Source organism: Rhizobium sp. CNPSo 3670 (assembly GCF_057784555.1).
Genome location: NZ_JBXSOL010000008.1, coordinates 109,201 through 134,153, shown reverse-complemented (window position 1 = coordinate 134,153; position 24,953 = coordinate 109,201). Strand labels below are relative to the sequence as shown.

General features: G+C 60.8%; 21 protein-coding genes. 11 read left to right on the top strand and 10 right to left on the bottom strand.

Annotated features, from left to right (window positions below; genetic code table 11):
- The first annotated feature begins 273 nt into the window (after nucleotides 1-273).
- The 5 genes from AC13QO_RS10630 (at nucleotide 274) to ku (AC13QO_RS10610) (ending at nucleotide 6,214) form a co-directional block, all read left to right on the top strand.
- Nucleotides 274-1,260: a substrate-binding domain-containing protein gene (locus tag AC13QO_RS10630; protein ID WP_488540612.1), complete on the top strand. Its 987-nt coding sequence runs from the start codon at nucleotides 274-276 to the stop codon at nucleotides 1,258-1,260.
- A gap of 154 nt (nucleotides 1,261-1,414) precedes the next feature.
- Nucleotides 1,415-2,950: a sugar ABC transporter ATP-binding protein gene (locus tag AC13QO_RS10625; protein ID WP_488540657.1), complete on the top strand. Its 1,536-nt coding sequence runs from the start codon at nucleotides 1,415-1,417 to the stop codon at nucleotides 2,948-2,950.
- Complete coding sequence (locus tag AC13QO_RS10620) at nucleotides 2,934-3,956, top strand: ABC transporter permease (RefSeq protein ID WP_488540611.1); 1,023 nt, start codon at nucleotides 2,934-2,936, stop codon at nucleotides 3,954-3,956. The genes AC13QO_RS10625 and AC13QO_RS10620 overlap by 17 nt, the downstream gene beginning before the upstream one ends.
- Nucleotides 3,957-4,170: 214 nt before the next feature.
- Entirely contained in the window at nucleotides 4,171-5,316 is a 1,146-nt protein-coding gene (locus AC13QO_RS10615; RefSeq protein WP_285193422.1) for a right-handed parallel beta-helix repeat-containing protein, read from the top strand.
- A 94-nt stretch (nucleotides 5,317-5,410) separates the two neighbouring features.
- A complete protein-coding gene (ku, locus tag AC13QO_RS10610; protein WP_488540610.1) occupies nucleotides 5,411-6,214 on the top strand; it encodes a non-homologous end joining protein Ku in 804 nt (267 codons plus the stop codon).
- Nucleotides 6,215-6,229: 15 nt separating this feature from the next.
- Here the strand turns inward: ku (AC13QO_RS10610) and ligD are convergent, their stop codons facing one another.
- The 4 genes from ligD to AC13QO_RS10590 form a co-directional block, all read right to left on the bottom strand.
- The gene (gene ligD / locus AC13QO_RS10605) at nucleotides 6,230-8,740 is read right to left on the bottom strand and encodes a DNA ligase D (RefSeq protein ID WP_488540609.1); all 2,511 of its coding nucleotides are present in this window, start codon (nucleotides 8,738-8,740) and stop codon (nucleotides 6,230-6,232) included.
- A 1-nt stretch (nucleotide 8,741) separates the two neighbouring features.
- Entirely contained in the window at nucleotides 8,742-9,593 is an 852-nt protein-coding gene (ku, locus tag AC13QO_RS10600) for a non-homologous end joining protein Ku (protein WP_488540608.1), read from the bottom strand.
- Nucleotides 9,594-9,611: 18 nt separating this feature from the next.
- Nucleotides 9,612-9,842 (bottom strand): DUF2188 domain-containing protein, encoded by a 231-nt coding sequence (locus tag AC13QO_RS10595; RefSeq protein WP_077992584.1) that lies wholly within the window; start codon nucleotides 9,840-9,842, stop codon nucleotides 9,612-9,614.
- A gap of 70 nt (nucleotides 9,843-9,912) precedes the next feature.
- Nucleotides 9,913-10,179, bottom strand: coding sequence for a hypothetical protein (locus tag AC13QO_RS10590; RefSeq protein WP_488540607.1), 267 nt, complete (start codon nucleotides 10,177-10,179; stop codon nucleotides 9,913-9,915).
- Between the two features lie 144 nt (nucleotides 10,180-10,323).
- Here AC13QO_RS10590 and AC13QO_RS10585 point away from each other — a divergent pair, with 144 nt between their 5' ends.
- From AC13QO_RS10585 to AC13QO_RS10575, 3 genes are all read left to right on the top strand, one after another.
- The gene (locus AC13QO_RS10585; protein ID WP_488540606.1) at nucleotides 10,324-10,758 is read left to right on the top strand and encodes an OsmC family protein; all 435 of its coding nucleotides are present in this window, start codon (nucleotides 10,324-10,326) and stop codon (nucleotides 10,756-10,758) included.
- A 47-nt stretch (nucleotides 10,759-10,805) separates the two neighbouring features.
- A complete protein-coding gene (locus tag AC13QO_RS10580; RefSeq protein ID WP_488540605.1) occupies nucleotides 10,806-12,290 on the top strand; it encodes an FAD/NAD(P)-binding protein in 1,485 nt (494 codons plus the stop codon).
- A gap of 110 nt (nucleotides 12,291-12,400) precedes the next feature.
- Nucleotides 12,401-13,303, top strand: a complete 903-nt coding sequence (locus AC13QO_RS10575; RefSeq protein ID WP_488540604.1) for a DMT family transporter — start codon at nucleotides 12,401-12,403, stop codon at nucleotides 13,301-13,303.
- On the opposite strand, the gene AC13QO_RS10570 is transcribed toward AC13QO_RS10575, so the two are convergent.
- The 4 genes from AC13QO_RS10570 to AC13QO_RS10555 are packed head-to-tail and all read right to left on the bottom strand — an operon-like array spanning nucleotide 13,269 to nucleotide 19,129.
- Nucleotides 13,269-14,951, bottom strand: a complete 1,683-nt coding sequence (locus AC13QO_RS10570) for a VOC family protein (protein WP_488540603.1) — start codon at nucleotides 14,949-14,951, stop codon at nucleotides 13,269-13,271. The two genes, AC13QO_RS10575 and AC13QO_RS10570, sit on opposite strands and share 35 nt — an antisense overlap.
- A gap of 21 nt (nucleotides 14,952-14,972) precedes the next feature.
- Entirely contained in the window at nucleotides 14,973-16,568 is a 1,596-nt protein-coding gene (locus AC13QO_RS10565) for a response regulator (RefSeq protein WP_488540602.1), read from the bottom strand.
- Between the two features lie 4 nt (nucleotides 16,569-16,572).
- Nucleotides 16,573-16,998, bottom strand: a complete 426-nt coding sequence (locus tag AC13QO_RS10560; protein ID WP_064693792.1) for a response regulator — start codon at nucleotides 16,996-16,998, stop codon at nucleotides 16,573-16,575.
- Nucleotides 16,985-19,129, bottom strand: coding sequence for a sensor histidine kinase (locus AC13QO_RS10555; RefSeq protein ID WP_285193433.1), 2,145 nt, complete (start codon nucleotides 19,127-19,129; stop codon nucleotides 16,985-16,987). Before AC13QO_RS10555 ends, AC13QO_RS10560 begins: the two co-directional genes overlap by 14 nt.
- Nucleotides 19,130-19,323: 194 nt before the next feature.
- Here AC13QO_RS10555 and AC13QO_RS10550 point away from each other — a divergent pair, with 194 nt between their 5' ends.
- From AC13QO_RS10550 to AC13QO_RS10540, 3 genes are all read left to right on the top strand, one after another.
- Nucleotides 19,324-19,701: a response regulator gene (locus AC13QO_RS10550; protein WP_097600307.1), complete on the top strand. Its 378-nt coding sequence runs from the start codon at nucleotides 19,324-19,326 to the stop codon at nucleotides 19,699-19,701.
- Between the two features lie 478 nt (nucleotides 19,702-20,179).
- Entirely contained in the window at nucleotides 20,180-20,884 is a 705-nt protein-coding gene (locus AC13QO_RS10545; RefSeq protein WP_085776927.1) for a helix-turn-helix transcriptional regulator, read from the top strand.
- A gap of 29 nt (nucleotides 20,885-20,913) precedes the next feature.
- Entirely contained in the window at nucleotides 20,914-21,351 is a 438-nt protein-coding gene (locus tag AC13QO_RS10540; RefSeq protein ID WP_488540601.1) for a response regulator, read from the top strand.
- Between the two features lie 124 nt (nucleotides 21,352-21,475).
- Here the strand turns inward: AC13QO_RS10540 and AC13QO_RS10535 are convergent, their stop codons facing one another.
- Nucleotides 21,476-22,192 carry a sensor histidine kinase gene (locus AC13QO_RS10535; protein WP_488540600.1) on the bottom strand — a complete coding sequence of 239 codons (717 nt, stop codon included), beginning with the start codon at nucleotides 22,190-22,192 and terminating at the stop codon, nucleotides 21,476-21,478.
- A 174-nt stretch (nucleotides 22,193-22,366) separates the two neighbouring features.
- A complete protein-coding gene (gene secD / locus AC13QO_RS10530) occupies nucleotides 22,367-24,916 on the bottom strand; it encodes a protein translocase subunit SecD (RefSeq protein ID WP_097600310.1) in 2,550 nt (849 codons plus the stop codon).
- Nucleotides 24,917-24,953 lie beyond the last annotated feature (37 nt).

Below are 24,953 nucleotides of genomic sequence, written 5' to 3'. Positions count from 1 at the left end.
ATCGGGCTTCAGCTAATGGTCTCCATCGCCTTCGTCAAAGGGCCGCAGTCAATTTGACGGCGTCTGCATAACACGAGAAACGCCGGCATTCAATGGAAACGGTTCACCCTTGATTCTTGAGAAGGTCAGGATTGCTGCCGCTTCCGCCTGGTTCTGCCAATTTTCGCCGCCTTGACAATCTCGCGGGCCGTTGTTACCCAAGTGACGTTGGAAACGGTTCATTAGCGAAGGCACTCAGGTGAGGATAGGCCCGGAACCGTTCGGAGGAGAGAAATGTCCCAATATACGAAGCGTGATTCCGTCCTGATGCGTGCGCCGCGCCGTGCGGCATTGAAGCTTGGACTTGCCGGCACCTTGGTGCTCGCACTGTCTTGCGGCGTGTCGCCCGCTTTTGCAGCCGGCAAGCCGAAGGTCGGCCTGATCATGAAGTCTTTGTCCAATGAGTTCTTCAAGCAGATGAAGGCTGGCGCCGACAAGTATGCGGCCGAGAACAAGGACAAGTTCGACTTCAAGGCCGTCGGCATGAAGGACGAGCGCGATTTTGCCGCCCAGGTCGATGCCGTCGAAAACTTCGTGACGCAGAAATACGACATCATCGTCGTCGCCCCGGCCGATTCGAAGGCTATGGCCACGCCGCTTGCAAAGGCCGTGAAATCAGGCGTCAAGGTCATCAATATCGACGTGCCGCTCGATGCCGATGCCAAGAAGGCAGCCGGCATCGACCTGGCATTCTTCGGCCCCGACAACCGCGAAGGCGCCAAGCTCGCCGGCGATGCTCTGGCAAAGGATCTGGGGGCGGGCGCGAAGGTCGTCATTCTCGAGGGCAATCCTGAGGCCGACAATGCCAAGGAACGCAAGGAAGGCTTCATGGACTCCGTCAAGTCGGGCAAGCTTGAACTTCTCGACAGCAAGACCGCCCATTGGGAGACGGAAGAAGCCAACACCGTCATGACGAATTTCCTGACGAAGTATAAGGATATCCAGGGTGTCATGGCGGCCAACGACTCCATGGCGCTTGGCGTTGTCAAGGCCCTTGATGCAACCGGCCAGGCCGGCAAGATCAAGGTCGTCGGCTTCGACAACATCCCGCCGGTGCAGCCGCTGATCAAGGACGGCAAGATGCTTGCCACCGTCGAGCAATATGGCGCGCAGATGGCGGTCATGGGCATCGACTATGGTATGCGGGAACTTGCCGGCGAAAAATTCACCGGCTGGGTCAAGACCGACATCAAGCTCGTTACGTCAGGCGACCTTAGATAATCGACATCGCCGACCAGTTTAAGCGAAAGGAAGCGCCGGCCGCCGCCGGCGTTGACCGCTGCCACCCGACTGCATGGTGATCACTCCGACGGGGCTCGTTGCGGGCTTTCGGAGTGCGCATGTGTGGGTGATGGCCAAGGAACTCAAACGGATCATGCACGAGGTGGACGTGTCGGACGCAGCAGATGACCACATCCTGAAGCTGGAGGGGATCGGCAAGCGCTTCCCGGGCGTCGTCGCGCTCAGGAATGTTTCCATGCGGATTGGCCGCGGCAAGGGCCACGTCCTGCTCGGCGAGAATGGCGCAGGCAAGTCGACCCTGATCAACCTGCTGGGCGGTGTGTTCAAGCCGGACGATGGCCACATTTCGTTCGACGGCAAGCCCTATCATCCTGCCTCGCCGCTGGAGGCCTTCAAGGCCGGCATTCGCGTCATCCACCAGGAACTCCACCCCCTTTCCAATCTCAGCGTCGCTGAAAATCTCCTCTTCGAGCATCTTCCGCGTCGATACGGGCTGGTGGATTACAAGCAAATGAACCGTCGGGCGAGCGAACTGCTGGCGGAAGTCGGTCTCGATGTGGCGCCGACGACGCTCGCCAGTCGCCTCAGCGTCGCGCAGTTGCAACTGCTCGAGATCGCCAAGGCGCTCTGCTATGAAAGCAAGCTGCTCGTTCTCGACGAGCCGACGGCAACGTTGACGTCCAAGGAAGTCGATCGGCTATTCGAAATTCTGAAGCGGCTGAAGGCGCGCGGTGTGACGACCCTCTATATATCGCACAGGCTCGAGGAGATTTTCGAAGTCGGAGATGACGTCACGGTGCTGCGTGATGGCCAGCATGTGATCACGCGTCCCCTGTCCGGATTGGCCATCCCCGACATCGTTGAGCTGATGGTCGGGCGAACGCTCTCGGATCACGGCGTCTTTCGCAGTGACAGCGCGGTGTTCGGCGAGGCGCTCGGTGTCTCCGGTCTGAAAGTGACACGAAACAGCCCGGAATTGTCGTTTTCGGTGGCCAAGGGCGAAATCGTCGGCATTGCCGGCCTTGTCGGCAGCGGCCGGACGGAGGCGGTCCGCGCCATATTCGGCGCTGACGTCAAAGCCGGCGGCGAAATCCGCATCGACGGAGAGCCGGTTGCGATCAATGCGCCGAAAGATGCGGTTGCCGCCGGCCTGTGCCTGGCGACGGAAGACCGCAAGCTGCAGGGCCTGATGCTCGACATGAGCTGCGCGGAAAACACCACGGTCACCGACCTCGGCAAGATCTCCCGCAAGGGGCTGATCAGCCGCAGGATGGAGAACGAAAACGCGCAGCGTCTTGTGCGGGAGCTACGCATCAAAACGCCATCCGTCCATCAGCTGGTCAGAACGTTTTCGGGCGGCAACCAGCAGAAGGTGGTCATTGCCAAATGGCTGTTCCGCGGTCCCAAGGTGCTGATTTTCGATGAGCCGACCCGCGGCATCGATGTCGGCGCCAAGGCTGAAATCTACGAGCTTCTCTGGAAGTTTGCCGCTGAAGGAAAGGGTGTTCTGGTCGTATCCTCGGATCTGCCGGAGCTCATCGGCATCTGCCATCGCATCATCGTCCTGTCGGACGGCAAGATCGCCGGCGAAATCGCGCGGGATCAATTCGAAGAGAGCAGGATCCTCTCACTTGCTTACAAGGAGTATAGTCGTGTCCGGCAACATTGAAACCAAGATCGAAGCGAAAGAGACAGGCTTCTGGGACAAGCTGATCCGGATCTCGATGAAAGAGGCAGGCGTTGCCATCGCCCTCGTCGTGATCGTCATCTTCTTCTCGGCGACGGCGCCCTATTTCGCGACGCCGGAGAATTTCCTGAAAATCTTCGTTCAGATTGCCATCAACACCGTGCTTGCTTCGGGCATGACCTTTGTCATCCTGGTCGGCGGCATCGACCTTTCGGTGGGCTCGCTGCTGGCCCTTTGCACGGTGATCGGCGCGACGATCATGATCGACCCCAGGTTCTCCCCCTGGCAGGCGATCGTGCTCGCTTCGCTCGCCTCGATGGGCACCGGCGCGCTCCTTGGCGCCATCAACGGCTGGGTCTGCGAAAAGTGGAAGCTGCCGTCCTTCATCGTCACGCTCGGCATGCTGAATGTCGCCAGCGGCCTGGCACGCGTCGTCAGCGACAACTCCACCATCACCGGCCTGCCGCAGCCCTTCGTCGATTTCGGAAATCTGATCTTCTGGGGCATCTTCCCGTCGATCTTTCTGATTGCGATCGTCGTCGTCCTCGTCGGCTGGTTCGTGCTGCGTTACACCGTGTTCGGGCGTTTCGTCTTCGCAATCGGCACCAACGAAGAAGCTGTGCGGCTGTCGGGGCACGAGCCGAAACGCTATAAGATCGCGGTGTTCACCATCTCGGGCCTGACCGCCGGCATCGCCGCCATGGTCTATCTGCTCCGCCTCAATGTCGGCAGTCCGGTTGCAGGCATCGGCTATGAATTGAACGCGATCGCTGCGGTCATCATCGGCGGCACCAGCCTCTCGGGCGGCAAGGGCTCGATCGTTGGAACTCTGGTCGGTGCCTGCATTCTGCAGGTGCTGTCGACGGGACTGCAGTTGCTGGGCGCCGATGACAACATCAAGCCGATCGTCATCGGCGCCGTCATCGTGCTTGCCGTCATCCTCGACAGTTATCGCGGCCGGTTGATGCGGATACTCGAAACGCGGTGACCGATCGCAAGGCTTCTGAGATCTCATGGCGGATGCGAAGTCAAGGCAGGCCGTCAAACTCCTGCCACAAGCCCTGCATTAATTCGACGCGAGGGCATAGGTCCTGGATCGGAATTGATTTAAGGATAATGCTGCAGCCGCTCAAAGCCTAGCCGCACCCTTGGCGCATCTGACAGATGCGCGGCGCTGCGGTAAGCGCGTCGATGGAGATCCGATGCCCGCAGTCCTGCGAAAAAAAGTTCACGGCACGTCCACGCGGGCTGAGGTCATCGACGGTGCAGAGGATATCGGCCTCGCCTATCAGGTGTTTTCCGATACGGTGGTCGAAGACGTCATCGTCAAGAACTCGCCTCGTGGCTTCAAGTTTCACAATGGCAACAACCTCGTCGTCAGGCGCTGCGAAACGGAGAATGTCAAGGGCGATGGCATTTATCTGACGAAGACGAAGAACGTTCTTCTGGAAAACAACCGTATGGGGGCGGCTCCGGGCGAGGGCGCGGACTGCTGCCAGTTTGCCTATCAGAACAGCGACGACAATATCAGTTCGGACGTCGTGATCCGCGGCAACCTGTTCCTGCAGTCGCCGACGAGCACCTCGAACAAAGGGGCCCTGGTCTGCGACAAAACCCGGAAATATCTCGTCGAGTACAATTTCATCGGCGGCAAGAACTTCTCCTTTTCATCGATCGGCGACGATGCCGTGGTGCGCAGCAACATCATGCGCGACGGCAGAATGAACGACTATTCCTTCGGCTACGGCATCGGCGACAAGGCTGATCATGCCGGCCATCACGTCTATGACAACTGGATCGAGAACAACAATCGCGGGATCAGCCTGAGCGGCTTTTCCGACCAGGAGCTGGCCTTTCGCAAGGATATCGACATCCACGACAACGTCATCAGCGGATGCGACATTGCCTTCTTCGCCAACCGTTCGTGGTCGGGGAGCCTCCGGCGCAACATATTCATGCGATGCGGGCAGGACATGATTCTCTCGGGAAAGGGCAAAGCCACCGCCGGCGAGATCGACGGCAATTACCGCAATGACGGCAGCTTCTTGAACCTTGTGGCGCCGCCCCTCCGCTTCAATTCCGACGGCAGGGCCTCCGTCGCTTCGGGGGAATGGACATCCGAACCCGATGAGATCGCTATCCAGTGGCGCGACAAGGGAGTTGATATTCCTGGCGCCAACCGGCCGTCGATTACCGTCGAGCCCGGCATGGAATTGTCTTGCGTGCTGTTGGCCCGTAAGGGCCGCAATTGGATGCTCGCAATCGCCGAAACCGCCTATGACGAGTTCACGCCGCGTGCATGGGAGGAAAAGAAGCTGCCGTGGCAGAAGCGGTATCTCTCGATCTAAGCCAAGTGCTGCCTGCCATGCCTGGCCTGGAACCGAAGACCGGTTTTTGCCGTTGATTGCCAATGTTCCGTCGGTCCGGGAGGGCAGGACAGTTATGGCACGTCAGACGTTCTGGAAAGGATATCTCAAGCTCTCGCTCGTCACCGCCTCCGTCTCGCTGACGCCGGCGACGACCGAAGGCAACAAGGTGCGTTTTCACGTCCTCAATCGCGAGACAAAAAATCGTGTCGAAAGCCGTTATGTCGACAGCGTTACCCATAAACCGGTGGCTGACCGGGACCAGGTGAAGGGTTACCCGCGCGGCGAGGACGACTATATCATTCTTGAGGACGAGGAGATCGAGGAAGTCGGGCTCGAAAGCACTCGGACCATCGATATCGAGAGTTTCGTCCCGCGCGGCTCGATCGATTGGATCTGGTACGACAAGCCGCATTTTCTGGCGCCGGAGGACAAGGTCGGCGTGGAAGCCTTCTGCGTCATCCGCGAAGCGATGAAGGCAAACGACGTCGTCGGCATTGCCCGCCTGGTTCTCTATCGCCGCGAGCGTGCCGCGCTCCTGGAGCCGCAAGGCAAGGGCATCGTGCTCTGGACCCTGCGTTACGGCGACGAGGTGCGCAAACCCTCGACCGAAATCGACGACAAGGCGGATATCGACGGCAAGCTGCTGACGCTGATGAAGCGGCTGGTGAAGGAAGAGACGAAGGATTGGGGCCTGACCATGGTGCAGGACCCGATCCAGAAGCAGCTGAAATCGATGATCCGCAACAAGCAGAAGAGCCTGAAGAAGGCGGCGCCCGCCAAGAAAACCGCACCGGTAAAGTCGACCGGCAACGTCATCAACATCATGGATGCGCTGAAGAAGAGCCTGACGGCGGAAGGCGGGCGGAAGCCGCGCTAGATTTGGGGGCTTCTTCTACCGCTTCTTCTTTTCCAACGGCTTCGCCGCGGCGAAAAATCCGTCCCAGGGATCTTGCGGCAAAGCGTCGAGCCGGGTTGGCGTATTATCAACGGTGAAATAGGCCGGCCCGACGTCGGCCGTGAGTTCGCTCCATTCCAGCGGCATCGAGACTGCGGCGCCCGGCCGTGCCCGTGTCGAATAGGGCGCGACCGCCGTATTGCCGCGACCGTTGCGGAGATAGTCGATGAAGATCTTCCCCTTTCGCTTGGCCTTCGTCGCCGTCGCCAGATAGCGGTCGGGATCGTCGGCGGACATGCTGTCGGCAAGCCACTTGGCGAACCCCTTCACCTCGGCCCAGCCGGCCTTCGGCGTGAGCGGGGTCACCACATGCAGTCCCTTGCCGCCCGAGGTCTTGACGAAGGCGGCGAGGCCTTCGGCCTCCAGCCGCTCCTTCAATTGGTAAGCAGCGGCGATCACATCTGCCCACGCCACCTCGTCATCGGGATCGAGGTCCATGGTGATCATATCGGGCTTTTCCCAATTGCCGGTCGTTGCGCCCCAGGGGTGGATTTCAAGCGTGGCCGATTGCACCAGCGCCACGATGCCGTCGAAATCGGTAATTCTGAGCAGCTTCTCCCCCTGCTTGTCCTTAGGGTCGGTAATCTCCTGGATATGCGGGTTCATGCCCTTCCAGGCGTGCTTCTGGAAAAACCGCTGTCGGCCGTTGATCCCGTCCGGCAGGCGCAGGAGCGCCAGCGGCCGGTTGACGACATAAGGCGCCATGAAGCGCCAGACCTGGGCGTAGTAATTCGCCAGCCCTTCCTTGGTAACACCCTCGTCCGGCCAGTAGATGCGGTCGGGATGGGTGAGTGTCACAGCCGATTTCGGCAGGGCAGGGGCCATGGTCTTTTCCGTCTCACGCGTCACGTCCTTTGCAGGCTTGTCTTCCCGCAAGCCGCGGAAAGCCGCATGGCGCAGATTGCCATCGGCCGACCAAGCGCGGAACTCAACCTCGCCGACCAGCTGCGGTTTGACATAGATCAGCCCGCGCCGCTCCTCTGATGTCAGCTTGTCGTCGAATGAACTCTCGTTCTGCGTCAGACGCGACAGTTTCTCATAGAGCATCTGCGCAGTTGCCGCTGTATATGCGGTGCCGACGCGCCCGACATGTTTGAGTTCGCCGTCCTGGTAATAGCCCATCGCCAGCGAGCCGATCGCATTCTTCATCGAGGTCGACGGCACGTAGCCGCCGATGACGAACTCCTGCCGGTGCGAACATTTCGATTTGATCCAATCGCCTTTGCGTCCCGAGTTGTATTTGCTGCCGCGCAGTTTGGAAATCACTCCTTCGAGGCTGAGCCGGCAGGCATGGTCGAGCACCAGGCCGCCGCTTTCGTTGAAATGCCCGCTGTAGCGCAGCTTATCATTATCACCGGGCAGCACGCTTTCGAGCAGCTGCTTGCGATCGGTGAGCGCTGCATTCAGCAGATTATATCCGTCGAGGTGAAGAAGATCGAAGGCATAGAAGGCGAAGCGATCATCGCGGCCTTCACTCAGATCGTGCTGCAGTGCCGAGAAGTCCGAGGCGCCGCTATCGCGCTCAACGACGATTTCGCCGTCGATCACCGCCGATTTCACGGGCAGGGCGGCAAAGGCCGCGACTACCTGCTTGCCGAATTTGTCCGTCCAGTCGAGGCCGCTGCGGGTCAACATCTTGACCTCGCCGTTCTCGACCCTGACCTGCAGACGGTAGCCGTCGAACTTTATTTCGTGGATCCAGCGATCGCCAGCCGGGGGCTTCGGTTTCAATTTGGCAAGCGCCGGCTCGATGAAATCGGGCATGGCGCCCTTGCGAGCACCCTTCGGCCACTCGCGTCCTCGCGGTGCTGGGGATTTGTCCTTCGACGCCGCTTTCTTGGCGGCGGCCGGCCTGCCGTCTTTCGACTTGGACTTCCAAGTCGCGTCCGGATTTTCCGCCACCTCTTCGAGTTGGCGGCCGGTCTTTGCCGATTCCGGCCGCTCCTCGAGAATATCGCCGTCGTGGCGCGCCTCGGCGTCATCTCCCTTGATCAACAGCCAGTTCTCCCGCTTTTCCCCGGGGCGCCCATGCATGCGCACGAGGTGCCAGCGACCCTTCAGCTTCTCGCCGTCGAGCTCGAATTCCATATGGCCCTCGCGATAGTCCTTCTGCGCATCGCCGAGCGGCGTCCACGTGCCGCGATCCCAGACGATGACAGTGCCGCCGCCATATTGTCCTTTTGGAATGATGCCTTCGAAATCGCCGTAGGACAGCGGGTGGTCTTCAACGTGTACGGCAAGACGCTTGTCCTCCGGGTTGAGACTCGGACCTTTGGTGACAGCCCAGCTCTTCAGCACTCCATCCATCTCCAGCCTGAAGTCGTAGTGCAGCCTCGTTGCGTCATGCTTCTGAATGACGAAACTGTTGCCGCTCGCGCGGCCTTTGAGGCCGCGCGGCTCCGGAGTGAGTTTGAAATTGCGCTTCGCCTCATAGGTCTCGAGGGCCATCTCAGCCTGCCTTCTTCCTTTGGCTGTCGCCGCGCCCCGGAGCCTTCTTTTTTGCCGGAGCCTTCTGCGCCGCCTTGCCGCTCAGCTTGGCGCTTTGGCGCAGCGCCTCCATCAGGTCGACGACCTTGCCTTCGGGCGTCGGTTTCTTCTTGGGTGGTGCCCGGCCCTCGATCTTCGCCTTCACCAGTTCGACGAGTGCCGCTTCGTAGCGGTCCTCATAGGCGCTCGGATCGAAGCTGCCGCGCTTGGTTTCGATGATGTGACCGGCGAGTTCGAGCATTTCCTTGTCAAACTTGATGTCGGGAATGTCTTTGAAGACCGCGTCTGCCGAGCGCACCTCGTAGTCGAAGTTCAGCATGGTCGCGATGATGTGGCTCTCATGAGGCCGGATCAGCAGCGTTCGGTTGCGCCGGAAAAGCACGGCTTCGGCGAGCGCCGCGACCTTGCTGTCGCGCATACTGCGGACGATCAGCGACAGCGCTTCTTCATCATGTTCGCCGACGGGCGCGAGGTAATAGGGACGATCGAAATAGAGCTTGTCGATATCGTCATAGCCGATGAAAGCTTTGACGTTGAGCACCTTGTGACTTTCCGGCATGATCTCCGCGATTTCGTCGCCTTCTATGACGATATAGTCGCCACTCTCCATCTGGTAGCCCTTCACCTGATCGTCCCGCTCGACCGGTTTGCCGGACTCGCTGTCGACGAATTGCCGTTCCACCCGATGGCCGGTCCTGCGGTTGATGATGTTGAAGGAAACGCGGTCGGAGGAGGAGATGGCGGTATAGAGCCCTACAGCGCAAGCAAGGTCGCCCACCTTCAGATGACCTTTCCAGCTTGCCCGCGCGGTCATGCCATCCTCCGCTGAAAATCACAGACGACCGTTGCTCTTGTCGGTTTCGAGCTCCTGGAACGCCCATCCGCCATCGGGCGAGGGATATGCAAGCAACGCGTCGCCGTCGCCGATTTTCTGACGTGACGCAGCATCCTTGGCGTGGACAATCGCTTCCTCGGCCGTCGCATAGGTTTCCGACAGCGTGTCGCCGAGCTTGTAAGCCCAGCCATTGTCATGCGGCACAACCTGATAGGTGATATCGGCCATTTCGGATCTCCTCTTTGCAGTTCGATGGGGAGTTATGATGTCGGCCGAAAACCGCGCACAGTTTTCGGCATTACCCCTGGTCCCGATTTGGTTTGCGCCTTTCGTCAAGCGCGATGATTTTCTCCAGGGAGGCGATGTCCTCACTGGTGACGACGGGGACCGGATCGGACGCGATCGCCTCCAGCACCTCCTGCGAGATGGCGCCATTGCGGATCGCCCATTCCAGCGTCTCGCGCGTTTCCCGCTCGGCCTTCAGCTGTGCATAGAGCGCGACGATCAGCCGGTCGCGGGCGTCCATCCGCCGGTCCTGACGATGCATGTTGCGGGCATGCGGCATCGCTGTGCACCTTTGTCACTGATCTCGTTCAGGTGTAATCAACCGATGACGGATGGAAAGGTTCCGTTACCAGGCGTTGCGGCGCCGTTGCGGGCCGCGGCGCAACTCGCTATCTCTGCGAGGCTATTCTCAGAGGATTTCTTCATGGCCAACCTCAAGGCACGCCCCCGTCCGACCGGCGCCATCGCCACCCTCGGCCGTACCGGCTTTCCGCATGTCACGTCCACCACCAAGGGTGAGATCGATATCGTCACCGCCCCCTCTCAGCCGGGCTTCAGCCCGCTCGATCTGCTCTATGCCTCGCTCTCGGCTTGTCTCGTGCTCAGCGCCCGCATTGCAGCCAGTCAGATGGGGGTTCTCGACAGGATCAGCGAGATCACGGCCGATGTCACCGGTGAGAAGGCGGCGGAAGGGCTCTCACGTGTTGCGAAATTCAACATCGTCTTCTCGATCAAGGGCGATGTCGATGAAGAGACCCGCCGCAAGATCGTCGACGCCGCCGAAGACGAGATCTGCACAGTCAGCAACACCATCCGCGGCACTCCCGAATTCTCGACCGTCATATCGAAACAAGACTGATCTTCACAAACATTATAGACAATTGCGGCCGGAGGATTGCGCGAGTTATGTCCGGCTTCTATGCTCGGGGCATCGAAGCAACTGTGCCGGCGATCATGCAGCCCAAGCCTCTGTCGATGTCTGACCAGCCCGTCGTCGCCATCATCGGCGGTGGTGTCTCCGGCGCGGGCGTCGCCTATCATCTCGCCCGTGCAAACGTTGGCGAGCGTCCTGTAATCATGGTCTTCGAGCCGCGGGCGGAGCTCGGCCGCGGTCTTGCCTATGACACGGACGACCCGACCCATCGCATCAATGTTCCCGCCGCCAAGATGAGCCTGCAGCCCGATGATCTGGGCGAGTTCCAGGCCTGGATCGAAGCCCGCGACGCCGTCGCGGACGATCCCGGGGCGAGGCAACCGGACGGCATGCTCTTCCCCCGGCGCCGGCTCTTCGGCGAATATGTCGCCTCGCTTCTGAAGCCATTGCTGGAAGAAGGCGTCGTGCTCCACAACCGCGCCCGCGTGACCGGTCTCGAGCGCCGGGGCGGCCGCTGGTCGATCCGCGACGACAGCGGCGGCATGATGCTGGCCGATATCGTTGCGATCGCCACCAGCCATCCGCCGCCTGCAGCGCCCGGCCGGCTTGCCGCCAGCTTGGCGGCCCATCCCCGCTTCGTCGCCGACACCACCAAGCCGGGCGCGCTCGGCGTGATCGGCCGGCATGACCGGGTGCTGGTCATCGGCAACGGCTTGACCGCCGCCGATGTCATCGCCTCGCTTGCCGAGTGCGGTCACGATGGGGCTGTGACGGCGATCTCGCGCCGCGGCCTGCGCTCGCGCGGGCATGCACCGATGCCGCAGCCGCTCTTCGGCGAGTTCGTCTCCGATGCGGCACATTCCGCCGTTTCACTGTTGAGAAGAATCCGCGCCGCCATAAGAGCTGCGGAAGCGCAGGGCATATGCTGGCATGGTGTGATCGATCAGGTGCGGGCGCAGGGACACGATCTCTGGCAGGCGCTGCCGATTGCCGAACGGCGCCGTATTGTCCGACATCTGCGCCCCTATTGGGATGTGCATCGGTTCCGCATCGCGCCGCAGGTGGAAGCCGTGCTCGACGCGGCGATTGCCGCCGGCCGTCTGGAGATCGTTGCCGGGACGGTCGCCGATGCGCGCATTGAAGGTGAGCTTGTTCTTTGCACCCTGCAGCCGCGCTATCAACGTCAGCAGTTGGAGCGGAGCTATGACGCCGTCGTCGTCACCACCGGCCCGGCGCATGGCGGCATTCTCGAAACCCAGCCTTGGCTCGCGGCGCTTGCCGCAAACGGCCACCTGTCACTTGATCCCACAGGCCTCGGCCTTGCCTGCACCGAGCAGTCGGAGGCGATCGGCCCGTCGGGCAAGGCGGACCCTTCGTTATTGATCTCCGGCCCGCTGGCCCGCGGCACTTTCGGCGAACTGATGGGTCTGCCGCAGGTGACCGAGCATGCCTTCTTTGTTGCAGGGGAAATTGCCGCAAAGCTGCGGCAGGCCGCGACGAACACCCGCCCGGCCTGATTTTCCGTTCTGATGTCGTTCTTCGACTGTCGCCGGCGGTCGACTTCTGCTACGCACTTGGCAGTCAATGGCCCGCGGCCGGTCTGCGGGAAATCAGAAATATCGAGATCATGTCGCAGACTGCTTCCACCTTCTCTGAAGCCTCGCCTTCCAATCGTCTGGCGCTTGCCGCGCTTGTTGTCGGCGGGGCGGCGATCGGCGGTTCGCCGATCTTCGTTCGCCTGTCTGAAGTCGGGCCGATGGCTACTGCCTTCTGGCGTGTGGCGTTGGCGCTGATCCCGATCTTCATCGTCTCGTTCATGAAGAAGACGGGGCCGAAGCCGCAAAGCCTTTCCGATTATGCCCTGCTGGCTCTTCCCGGCCTCATGCTGGCGCTCGACCTCGCCGCCTGGCATCTTTCGCTCACCATGACGTCGGTGGCCAACGCGACGCTGCTTGCAAACCTCGCGCCTGTTTTCGTCACGCTGATCGCCGTTCTGTTTTTTAAGGCGCGAACCAGCGGCGTTTTCCTGCTGGGGCTGGTCCTGGCGCTCGCCGGTGTCGTTACCTTAAAAGGCGGACCGGCAGGGCTCGGCCACGGGGATTTGGGCGGCGACGGCACCGCGATGATCGCCGCTTTCTTCTATGCCTGCTATATCCTGGCGATCGGCAGGCTGCGCAGCCGGTTCGATACGATCCGCATCATGCTGTGGAGCACGGCATCGGCTGCCGTCTGCATCTTCCCGATAGCCTTCTTCTTCGAAGGGCAGATGCTGCCGGCGACCCTCTACGGTTGGTCGATCCTCTTCGGCCTCGCCTTTATCAGTCATGCCGGCGGGCAGGTGGCGATCACCTATGCGCTGGCCTATCTGCCGCCCGCCTTTTCATCGCTGACGCTGCTGTTGCAGCCGGTCGTCGCCGCAATCCTCGCCTGGGCGCTGCTCGACGAGGCGATCGGGATTATGCAGGCGCTGGGTGCTGCGGTGGTGCTCGCCGGCATCATGGTTGCCCGAACGGCTCGCTCGTCGGTTTGACCGCCTGCTGCTCCAGCGGCGATGGATCATCCCCCATTCTCTGGAGAAGCCACTTCTGAATGATCGGCACATCGGCGTCGCCGAGATCATGGCCGCCGGGGATGACGTCGGAATCGACGGTGGCGCCCGAACTCTTCAGCCTTTCCTCCAGCTCGCTCGCATATTTGCCATAGGCATCCGTCTTGCCGCTGATGACCAGCAGGTCCGTGCCCTTCAGGTCGGCATGCGGATAGTCGCTGAGCACCGGCATGGAGCGCAGCAGCACCGCCTTGTGAACGAGGTTCGGGTGCAGGTAGAGCAGCGAGTTCAACAGGTTGGCGCCGTTGGAATAGCCGACATAGACGATCTTCTTGGGATCAAGGCCATAGGATTTGACGGCCCCTTCGATAAAGGCCGCAAAGGCTTCGGCCTCCGTCTTGATGTCGTTCTGGTCGAAGGAGAAGGGGGTGAGGCGCTTGTACCAGCGCGGAAAACCTTCTTCCGTCGCACGGCCACGAACGCCGAGCAGAGTCGCGCGCGGCGCCGCCTTGTTGAGGAGCGGCATCAGTGTCGTCTCATTGCCGCCCGAGCCGTGCAGCAGCACGAAGACACTGCCGTCGGGATTCGGCGGCGTATAGAAGCGATGGACGAACGGCAGCTCGCGGTAATTGATGCGCGGCTGGCCGGGCATCGAAAATTGCGGCAGAACCACCTTCAGGTCGTCGAGACTGGTGATCGCTCCCGGCGGCGCGAAGAGCTTGGTGCCGAGGGCTGCGTGCTCTTCGTCAACAGTCATGCCGGGCTTGTCGGTTGCAAGCTCCACCAGCGTGCCGCCGGGCTCGCGGGCATAGAGCGAGCGGAAATACTTGCGGTCGTGCGTGTTGGTCGGCGATGCATCGGTCTTCTCCAACGCCTTGGAAACCGAACGCAGCGCCTCGTCATCGGCGGCTCGGAAGGCGACATGATCGACGGTGCCGGTTCCCGGCGCGCCGGACCAGAAGCCGCGTGCATCGCGCACATCGATGACGTCACCCGATTGTGATACCAGCCTGTCAATCGTGCCGCGGTTGGCCTGGAATCGGTAACCGAAATGGCGCTCGAGGAAGCTGCGGCTCTCGGCTGGCTTTTCCGTCAGCATGGTTGCGCCGCGCACCCGCTTGACGGCATGCTCGACCGGGATCGAGGCGCCATCCCAGACAGCAGTCGATGTGAGGTTCATTGCGCCCGTGAGCTTGAGGATGATATTATCGGGGTCTTTCAACCTGAGAACAGGCTCACCGAATTCATCGGCCGGTCCCTCCGAACGCAGGCCGAAGTTCATGGCGCGCGTCAGCCAAAAGCCGATGCTCGCCGGATCGATCGCCAGTGAAATTTCGCTGATCTGGCCGTAACCCGCCCGACCGGGCGCGCCGTCTTCCCATACGAGGAAGCTGACGAGCGAACCCGGCGTACCTGCCGAATCGCCGTAGAAGAGATGGAGCTGAGTCGCATCCTCGTAGCCGGCCGTTTGCTTGACGAGGCGCATGCCGAGAAAGCCGGCGTAAAAATCCACGTTTGCCTGCACCTTTCGGGTGATGGCTGTAACGTGATGTATGCCTGATACCATCGAGAGCAGTCCTGATTGAAGCGGCGTCGTCAGGAGCGCGAGTATGAGAGCTGCGACAGTCATACCGTTGCCAATGACCACCGCTTAGTTTTGTTCCGCGCAAAGCGCAAGCGAATCGCCGCGCTGCAGCAGTTCCAAATGATCGACATCTTCGAGCGCCTCTTCCAGTTGCTGCAGGGTCGGCGGCTTCACCATATAGGCGCGCGCGCCGAGATTTCTGGCCCGCTGCATGTCGCTCTCATCGCTTGAGGTGCTGAGAATGCAGACGGGAATCCGTTTCAGGCGGGCGTCGGCCGAAAGCGCGTTCAGCACCTCGAAGCCATCCATGATCGGCATGTTGATGTCTAGCAGCATCAGGTCGATCTGCGGCACATCGGCGATGCCGGCGCGCTCTTCCAGCAGCCGCATCGCCTCGCGTCCGTTGGTGGCGACATGAAGGTTGAAGGTCACCTTCTCCCGCCGCATCAGCTTGATCTTCAGGATCTGGATGTCGGCGGGGCTGTCTTCGACCAGCAGTACCTCGGCAAGCCTGCCGGAACCTTCACCCGGCTGCTCCGCCGGCTTCAGGCTGGGCGGAACGGCTGATGCGGCGGGCAGTGCGGGCCGTGCCTCGGCAAGCGGCATCTCAACGATGAAGCTGGCGCCTGGTCCCTTGTCCGGTTCGCACCAGATGGCGCCGCCATGCAGCTGCGCGATGCGGCGGCAGATGGCAAGGCCTAGTCCGGTGCCCTCGATGCCGCGGCCGACGAGCCGTTTGAACGGCTGAAAGATCAGCTCGCGGTGCTGGGGATCGATGCCGGGTCCGTTGTCACGCACCGTCAGGCGGCAGCTACCCCCTCGCGCTTCGCTGGAGATTTGAACCTCCGGAACCTTTTGATCGCAGTAGCGGATGGCATTCGACACCAGGTTCTGCAGAAGCTGGGTCAGCAAAGTCGCATCGCCCATCACTTCCGGCAGCACACCGTGAATGACGACGGCCCCGCGGCTCTCCATCTGCTGGCGCAGATTGTCTTCCACCTGGTTGAGTACATCGGACAGGGAGACCGGCGTCAGCTGCGGCCCGCCATAGGCTTCGAGCTTGGTGAAGTTCGAGACCTTGACGATCAGGTCTTCCATATGGTCGGCGGCGCTCAAGACATAATCGAGCAGCTCGCGGTCTTCGGCCGGAAGCACTGCAGAACCGTGCAGGATCCGGCTGAAGGACTTGATCGTCCTCAACGGCTCCTTCAGGTCATGCGCCATGGCGCGTGTGAAGATCTCAAGCGATTGCCGCTTCTGCTCCAGCTGGGCTTCCAGCATGCCGTGCATGATGGCGTTCTGGATGCAGCGATGCAGCGTTTCGGGTGAAAGGGAATCCTTGGTGAGATAGTCGCGCGCGCCGCTCTTCATCACTTCGACGGCGACGGTTTCGCTGCCTTGGCCGGTCAGCATGATGACGTTGGCGACGGGATCGTCCTCCAAAATATCGGCAAGAACACCGAGCCCGTCGCGCCCCGGCAGCGAATAGTCGAGCAGGATGCAGTTCGGCCGTTTCCGGCTGTTGAGAGCGCGGCCCTCTTCACCCGTCTCCGCCTCGAGGACGGTATAGGCCGTGCTGGAGACGCGGCCCAGAATGCGCCGATAGACCTCGCGGTCGTCGATGTTGTCGTCGATGATGAGAATGCAGCAGTCTTCCGCCAAACCGTCAGTCCTCGAGCGGCAGGATCGCGATTTCGAACCAATATTCCTTTAACCGCTGGATCGCGGCGAAGAGACCGTCGAGATCGACCGGCTTCTGCACATAGGTGTTGGCGCCGAGCGCGTAGCAGCCTTCGATGTCGCGTTCATCGTCTGACGTCGTCAGGATCACCACCGGGATTTTGCGCCAGCCGTCGTTCGACTTGATCGCTTCCAGCGTCTTGCGGCCGTCGAGTCCCGGCATGTTGAGATCGAGCAGGATCAGCCCTGGTTTCGGCACCATCGCGCCGAGCATGTCGAGTGCTTCCTGACCCGAGGCGGCCCAGCGGATCGAGTTGCGCAGGTTGGTGCGTTTGAAGGCCCGCATCGTCGCTTCGAAATCGTCTTCACTGTCTTCGACGATCAAAATCGGTTGCGTGTCACGCTGCTGCATTCTGCCCCTCGCGTTTTCTTCCCAGGGTGAAATAGAACGTAGTGCCGACGCCGACCTCGGACTCCAGCCAGATATCGCCGTTGTGCCGCGCGATGATCTTGCGGACGAAGGTAAGGCCTGCTCCGGTTCCGTCGTCGGAATCCTGCGACTTTTCGAGCCGTTTGAAAATGCGGAAAATATCCTCATGGAATTCCTGGGGTATTCCCTTGCCGTTATCCCTAACGAAAAACACGTTGCGGGCAACCGTGCCGTCCTTGCCGACGAACCGCTCGAGATAGCCGATCGAGACCAGCGGCGCCGGCTTGTCGTTGTACTTGATCGCATTGGTGATGAGATTGCGGAACACTTCGGTCAGCCGCGGCGCGTCGCAGACCACGTCAGGGAGCCGGCCGTCGGTGACGACCCTGGCATGCCGCTCTTCCAGCAGCAGCTCCATCGTCGCGACCACGTCCTTGACGATCAGGCTGATATCGGTGCGTTTGACTGCCAGCTGCTGCCGCCCGAGCCGGGAGAAGTAGAGCAGGTCGTTGACGAGCTTCTCCATCCGCTGGCTCAGACGCACGAGCCGGTTCAGCCGGCGCACGCCGTCCGCGTCGAGCTTGTCCTCATAATCCTCGAGGAGGAAACGCGAGTGGTTGTGCAGGCCGCGCAGCGGTTCCTTCAGGTCATGCGAGGCAATATACGCGAATTCGTCGAGGTCGTGGTTGCTGCGCTCGAGTTCGGCCGTATATGCCTCGAGCTGGGCGAGCGTCGTCTTCATCCGTTCTTCCTGCCGCACGCGCTCGCTGATATCTCGTACGATGCCGACGAATGTCTTGGTCTCGCCGCTGACGACAACGCTGATGGATACTTCGATTGGGAAGACGATGCCGTTCTTGCGCCGCCCGGAGACCATGCGCGTCGTGCCGATGATGCGCTCCTCGCCGGTCTTCCGATAGTGGGCGAGATAGCCGTCATGCTCGGAATGATAAGGCTCAGGCATCAGCATCTTGATGTTCCGGCCGATCGTTTCCTGCGGTGAATAGCCGAACATGCTTTCGGCTGCCGGATTGAAACTCTTGATCGTTCCGCGCCCGTCGATGACGAGGACGGCATCGGGCGTGCTGCGCGCCAGCGCGCCGAAGCGAACGCGTTCGGCTTCCAGGTTGTTGTTGTTGCGCATGAAATAGAAGACGAGAATGGCGATCAGCCAGAGCGTGGCGGCGGTGATGGTGCGATTGGCGATCTCCTGCCAGAATGCCGCCTCGTCATGCCTGACGGCGAAGAAGCCGAGCATGAGGAGCACGGTGCAGGCAAAGGCGAAGAAGAGCGGCGCATTCCTGTTGCCGAACCAGAGCGCCGTCAGCACCAGCGGCACGTAGAGAATGCCGTTGGCAAGGCCGAGCGGCGTATAGAGATCGACGACGAGGCCGGTGAAGCAGACTGCCGCCGGTATCCAGAGCGGAATCTGCGCCCGGTTTGCCGGCTGCATCCACCAGGAGCGGGCAAGCAGGCCCGCGCCGAAAAGCACCATGCCGACCGCCGTGTGCAACGCCATCGCCGCATAGGGACCCCAGCGGTAGCCCTGTTCGGCATCGGTGAGATAGCCGGCGAGCGCGATCATGCCGAGCGTGACGACGACATAGCTCGTCAGCTCCTGCACGACCTGGTTTTTCGACTTCTCCACATGAAGCGAGAGCAGCAGCGAAAGATTGGCAATGAGAAAGATCAGCGCCGTATTGGGGCCCATGCCGCCGCCGATCTCGGCGATGAAATCGGGAGGAATCACCAGGCGGGTGATCAACTGGTCGATGTTATGGACGGCCCGCCCAACCGTAGCGATTTCCACCAGCCGGGCCGCCGCGATCGCCGCTGCGATCCCTGTCATGATCGTTGCCGCTATCCGAGAGCGGCGGCCATCAAGCATCGAGGCCGCAAGCCCAAGGCCGGATAGTATGAAGCAGACCCCGGTGTTGAAGGCCATTGACGGAAAGCCGGGGAAGAGCGAAATGATGAGCTTGATCTGCAACAGCCAGCCGGCAAGGGCGCTCACTCCGAGAAGGAACAGCAGGCAGCCGACTGCAATTGCAAAGGCACGGTAGCGCCGTCGTCTCCGCTGGTCCTGCAGGTCCACGTTGCCCTTATCCTGCACCCGTGTATCCTCTCTCGGTTCGCGCGGCCATTTTTTCCGAAATCGAGGAATACTCAATAGGCAGCGGCCGCCGCCGTCGCGCTTTTTCCGAAATGATTTTTCGATCGGACAGATCGAATTTTCGTGAAATCGCGATATCGTGACGTCGGAAGACAACGAGGTTCATTCGAACAATACCCAGATCACGGTGCCGGATGCCTACGATAGTTTACGTCGACGACAGCAGGGATGATCTTTTCTATCTCGACTATATCCGCAAGAAGCAGCATATAGACGTCGATCTATTTTGTTTCTCGACCGCCGAGACGGCGCTGGAGGCGCTGAAGCAGCGCGTGGCCGAAGGCTGGGCTCCGCCGGAGCTGCTGGTCGCCGATCTCTATATGCCCCTCGACAGCGGCATCAGCCTGGTAAGCACGCTGCGCAGCGATGACCGGTTCAGAACAATGCGTCTCGCTGTCTGCAGCGGGTCGGATGCGGATGAGGATCGCATGCGTGCTTTCGAAGCCGGTGCCGATTTTTACCTTGAGAAGCCGCTTGACCTCGCAGCGATCCTTCTCAATCTGGAAGTGTAGGAAACAGCGGAAGCCGAATGGTGCGTTTCCTGGCGTTGGTCCTGGCGACGTGACGAACCGCAATTGACAAGGCCGAGTGCGCATCCCAAGATGCAACCGAAACGAAACGGACGGAACGTAAAATAAGCGCTGAGAGAGCCGATTGACCCGTGTTCGCCGCCACGAACTTCCAGCCAACCCCTTAGCTGAATGGGCCTGTCGGCTCTCTCGCGCTTACGTCTGGCACTGCCTTCTCGCATTCATGGATGTTGAACGCGGAAGATTTACGACACCCAGGTAAGAATTACTGCCCCTCAGTATATCTGCCCGTGCATCACCTGTAGTTGAGATAATTGATGATATCCGCCTTGTATACCGAAAGTCCCCGTTTCGATATCTCTCATCAACCGTCTCGCAATTTTTGTAGCTGTTCGCGTTTAAGACGTATATCCCAAGATTTGGGGATCGGGGGCATGGCGGGAGGAGAGGAAGAGTGGGAATGAACAATGCCGCGGCAACTCCTTTTCATGCCGGACCGGAGCTGAGCCGAGCGATCAACCGCACCGATTTTTTCCGTCTGCTGAAAGCGGCGGCGCAGCATTACCACTTCGATAATTTCGCGCTTGCCCGCATTTCCGAGGCTTCGGCTCCATTCGGCGAACGCGATATCGTCATCACCAATGTCGCCGAGCGACGGGTTGGCCTGTTCATTGCGACGTTGAGGGAGGCGCTCGGGACCACCCGCGCAAAGAGCGCTCAGTTTCTGGCAACGCCCGTCCATGGCCGGAGCGCGCAGCCGGACACCTATCCCTCCGATCTGCTTTTCAACGAGTTCCGCAGCGGCGTCTTCCTCTTCATTCCGCTGTTCACGCCCGAAGGGCGGCGATATTGTCTCGTGCTGAGCGGCGAGCGTGAAGAGCCGGACCAGGGCGAGATTGCCGACATGCTTCTTGATGCCATGCGCATTTTCGACAAGCTCTACGAGGAAATCCTGACGCAGGAAATGTCCGGGCGGTTGACCCAGCGCGAAGCGGAAATCGTCAAATGGACCAGCGAAGGCAAGACCTCGGCCGAAATCGCCATCATCCTCGGTCTGTCTGAACATACGGTCAATTCGCATATCACTGCGGCCGCGCGCAAGCTCGACGCCGTGAACCGCGTCCACATGGTGGCGATCGCCCTGAGGAATGGTTTGGTTTCGTGAAAATCGGCTTCGGGACTGGGGAAATTGAAATGATCACCAAAACGGTCCGACAGAACGCCGTCAAGGTTCTCTTCGTCGATGACGAGTTCATCGAATTCCGCGCGCTCAAAAAGAAGATCGCCGATCTCTCCGAGCCGGCGGTCGAAGTCGAATATTCGCCGTCGATCGGAGACGCATTGGAAAAGATCCGCGCGGCGCGCTTCGATCTCATCCTGCTCGACAATCGCCTTCTGCCCAATGCCGATTTCCGCGAGACGGTGCCGGAGCTGCGCGGCATCGGCTATACCGGCCCGATCGGCGTCGTCTCGACCGACATATCGGGCGGCTATTTCCAGGAATTCCCGGATTACGGCGTCGACTTTCGCATCGGCAAGGACGAAATCGACGTCCAGACGCTGCAGCACATCATCCGCGAATATGTGCACTACAATGTGCCGGATTTCTGGAAGGACGATTACAGCATTTGAGCCGCGCAAAACAGCGCGAAGGCTTTGCGGTAGCGACATGCGCAAAGGAAGCACGTCCGCCGAATCTGAGATCGCGGTGCGCTTCAAGCACGGCAAACGAGGCTGAGCGATTGCAATATGTGCCTCAGCCGGCGGGAAGGCGGATGGCGAAGTGGCTGCCGTTTTCGTCGGAATGCTCGAGACGGATATCGCCGCCAAGCACCTTCAGAAGTTCCTGCGCCGTCGTCAGGCCGAGGCCGGCGCCAGGGGCTGCCCCCGCCTTCGGTAATTTCCAGAACGGCTCGAAGATCCGCTCTCGATAAGCGGGATCGATGCCAGTGCCGTTATCGGAAATCCGGATGGCCCAGTTCGCCCCCTCTTGCTCCGCCGTCATGGCCACATGCGGCGGCGATGAGCTCCGATAGGTGAGGGCGTTGGACATGAGCTGCCTGAGCACCAAGCCGAACAGCGCCGGGTCGGTGCGGATGGAGGGGAGGTCCCGACTGGCGAACGTCGCGTCGAGAGCCCCCGTCTCCTCGATGAGTTCGCTCCAAATTTTTTCGGCCAAGACCTTCAGGTCGACCTCTTCCAGCGTCACCTGCGGTGCGCCACCGGCAAGGCTCATCAGTGCCTTGGTGAGACGCTGGGCCGCCTGCACCTTTTCCAGGATCATCTTGAGGCTCTGAAGCTGCTCGCTGTCGAGTGTCTCCTCAAGATCGTCGAGCAGCAGCTCGGCATACATGGCGATATGGCGCAGCGGCGATTGCAGGTCGTGCGAGGCGATTGCAAGAAAGCGCTTAATGCGTTCTTCGTTGTCGCCGGCAATATTGGTTTCAAGCGGTTTCGTCGGGTTGGGTGACATCGCGCGGTTTCCCCGATCTCTGATGCATCGTCGCGCTCTCTTTTTCAGCCGCGCGATGGACGCTGTAATAGCTTGAATTGCTGCATAATTTTATCCTGGCAATAGGCAACAATAAAAAGAGAGCGCCGGCTCTGCAACCGGCGCCCTCTTCAAGGATACGTTAACAACCCGTTTTCAGCTCGCCGACTTGCGCGAGCGACCCTCTTCCGGCGGGATGATTTCGGCTGCCGCATCGGTCGCCGTTGCCGCCTTGGCGTGGCGGCGGCGCCAGTCGCCCAGGAACAGCAGGATCGGTGCGGCAATGAAGATCGACGAGGCGCCGGCCACAAGAATGCCGAAGACCATCGGGATCGCAAAGCTGGAGACGGCGCTGCCGCCCCAGATCGCCATCGGCACCAGGGCGAGGAAGGCCGTCGCATTGGTGTAGAGGCTTCGCGCAAGAGTTTCGTTGATCGACTTGTCGATAATCTCGCGCAACGGCATCGACTTGTAGAGCCGCATGTTTTCGCGCATTCGGTCGTAAACAACGACCTTGTCGTTCACCGAATAGCCGACGAGCGTCAGGATGGCTGCGATGGCCGTGAGGTTGAAGTCGAGACCGGTGATTGCGAAGAAGCCGATTGCCTTGGTGACATCGAGCACCAGCGTAACGATGGCGCCTACGGCAAACGGCCATTCGAACCGCGCCCAGATATAGAGCAGCATCGCGATGCTGGCGATCACGACCGATAGGATGCCGGCCGAGGCAAGCTCGCCGCTGACCTTCGGACCGATGACGTCGGTGCCTTCGACGGTAGCGCTCGGATCGATCTTGGCGACTTCGGCCTTCAGCTTGGTCACCGCCGCCGTCTGTGCCTCTTCGCCGCCTTCCTGCCGCTGAGCGCGAACGAGAATGCTGTTGTTGTCGCCGAAGGTCTGCAGCGTGATTTCGCCGAGGCCGAGACTATCGAGACCCTCGCGGAACTTTGCCAGATCGGCCGCCTCCTTCGTCTTGACCGACATCTGGATGCCGCCGCGGAAATCGACGCCGTAGTTCAGGCCGGGATGGATGAAGAGCACGACCGATGCGATCGAAAGCAGCGCCGAAACGGTGACGCCGAAGAAGCGCGCCTTCATGAACTGGATGTGCTTGTCATACGGGCTGAAAGGGATCAACGGCCGGATGTTCAGCACCTTGAACTTGCGGCGGCGGGTAATCTCGATCATCGCGACGCGAACGAACGCGACGGAGGTGAACATCGAGATGATCAGGCCAAGCGCCATGGTCACCGCAAAGCCTCGAACCGGCCCGGAACCGAACCAGAACAGGATCGCCGCAGCGATCAGGGCCGTCATGTTGCCGTCGATAATGGTCGAATAGGCTCGGTTGAAGCCTGTATCGATAGCGGCAAAGGCACCCTTGCCCTTGCGGGTCTCTTCGCGAATACGTTCATTGATAAGGACGTTCGCATCGACCGCAAGGCCGATGCCGAGAACGACGCCTGCAATGCCGGGCAGTGTCAGCGTCGCGCCGACCAGCGTGAGCGCCGAGAAGGTCAGGATCGTGTGGATCAGCAGCGCCACGTTCGCCAGGATGCCCCAGGTGCCGTAGAGCACGAAGATGAAGGCTGCAACAAGGGCGAAACCGACGATGCCGGAATAGATGCCCATCTTGATGGCGTCGGCACCGAGATCGGCGCCGACCGTGCGCTCCTCGATAACGGTCAGCTTGGCGGGCAGGGCGCCGGCGCGCAGCATGGCGGCAAGCGTCGTGGCGCTGTCTGCCGAGAAGTTGCCGGAGATCTGGCCGGAGCCGCCGGTGATCGGCTCGCGGATAACGGGGGCGCTCAGCACCTTGTTGTCGAGGACGATGGCAAAGGGATTGCCGACATTCTGGCGGGTGATCTCTGCAAAGCGGGTGGCGCCGGCGCTGTCGAAGCGGAAGCTGACGATGGGCTCTCGCGTGTTAGGATCGAAGCTGACGCGGGCATCCGATAGGCGGTCGCCCGATATTTCGACACGGTCGAGAACCGGATAGGATCTGCCTTCGTCGTCCTGCAGCATGGTGACGCCGGGGCCGGGCTGATTGTTCGGCGCCAGCATGTGGAAGGACATCTTTGCCGTGGAGCCGAGAAGTTCGCGCAGGCGCGACGGATCTTGCGCCCCGGGAAGCTGGACGAGCACGCGGTTGCCGCCGATGCGCTGGATGGTCGGCTCGGAGACGCCGACCTGGTCGACACGCTGGCGGATGACTTCAAGGCTCTGCTGGACGGCGTTGTCGACATTGGCGGAGATGCCGGCCGGCGAGAAGCCGACGGTGATGGTTGCTCCGTTTGCGGTGACGTTGAGATCCGCCTGACCGGCGCTGAGGCCGGTGCTGATCGGGTTGGCAAGCGTCTTAAGATCGGTGACTGCCGCGTCGCTCTGCGCGGCATCGGCGAGCGTCACGACGATCTGGTTCTGGCTGCGCACGACGGCCTTGGGCTGGATGCCCTTTTCGCGCAGGACGCGGCGGGCGTCCTGCAGCAGCGATTGCAGCCGCTCCTTGGTCAGATCAGCTTCGTCGACTTCCAGAACGAGGTGCGAACCGCCGCGAAGGTCAAGGCCGAGCGATACCTGCTCATGCGGCAGCCAGGCCGGAATTCGCTGGAGCACGGATTGCGGCAGGGCGTTCGGCAGGGCGATCAATAGCCCGATCACGATGATCACCGTATAGGTGAACACCAGCCATGGTGAATTACGCATGTTGTATTCCTTAGATAATCGAGGGCCGGCGCCCGGG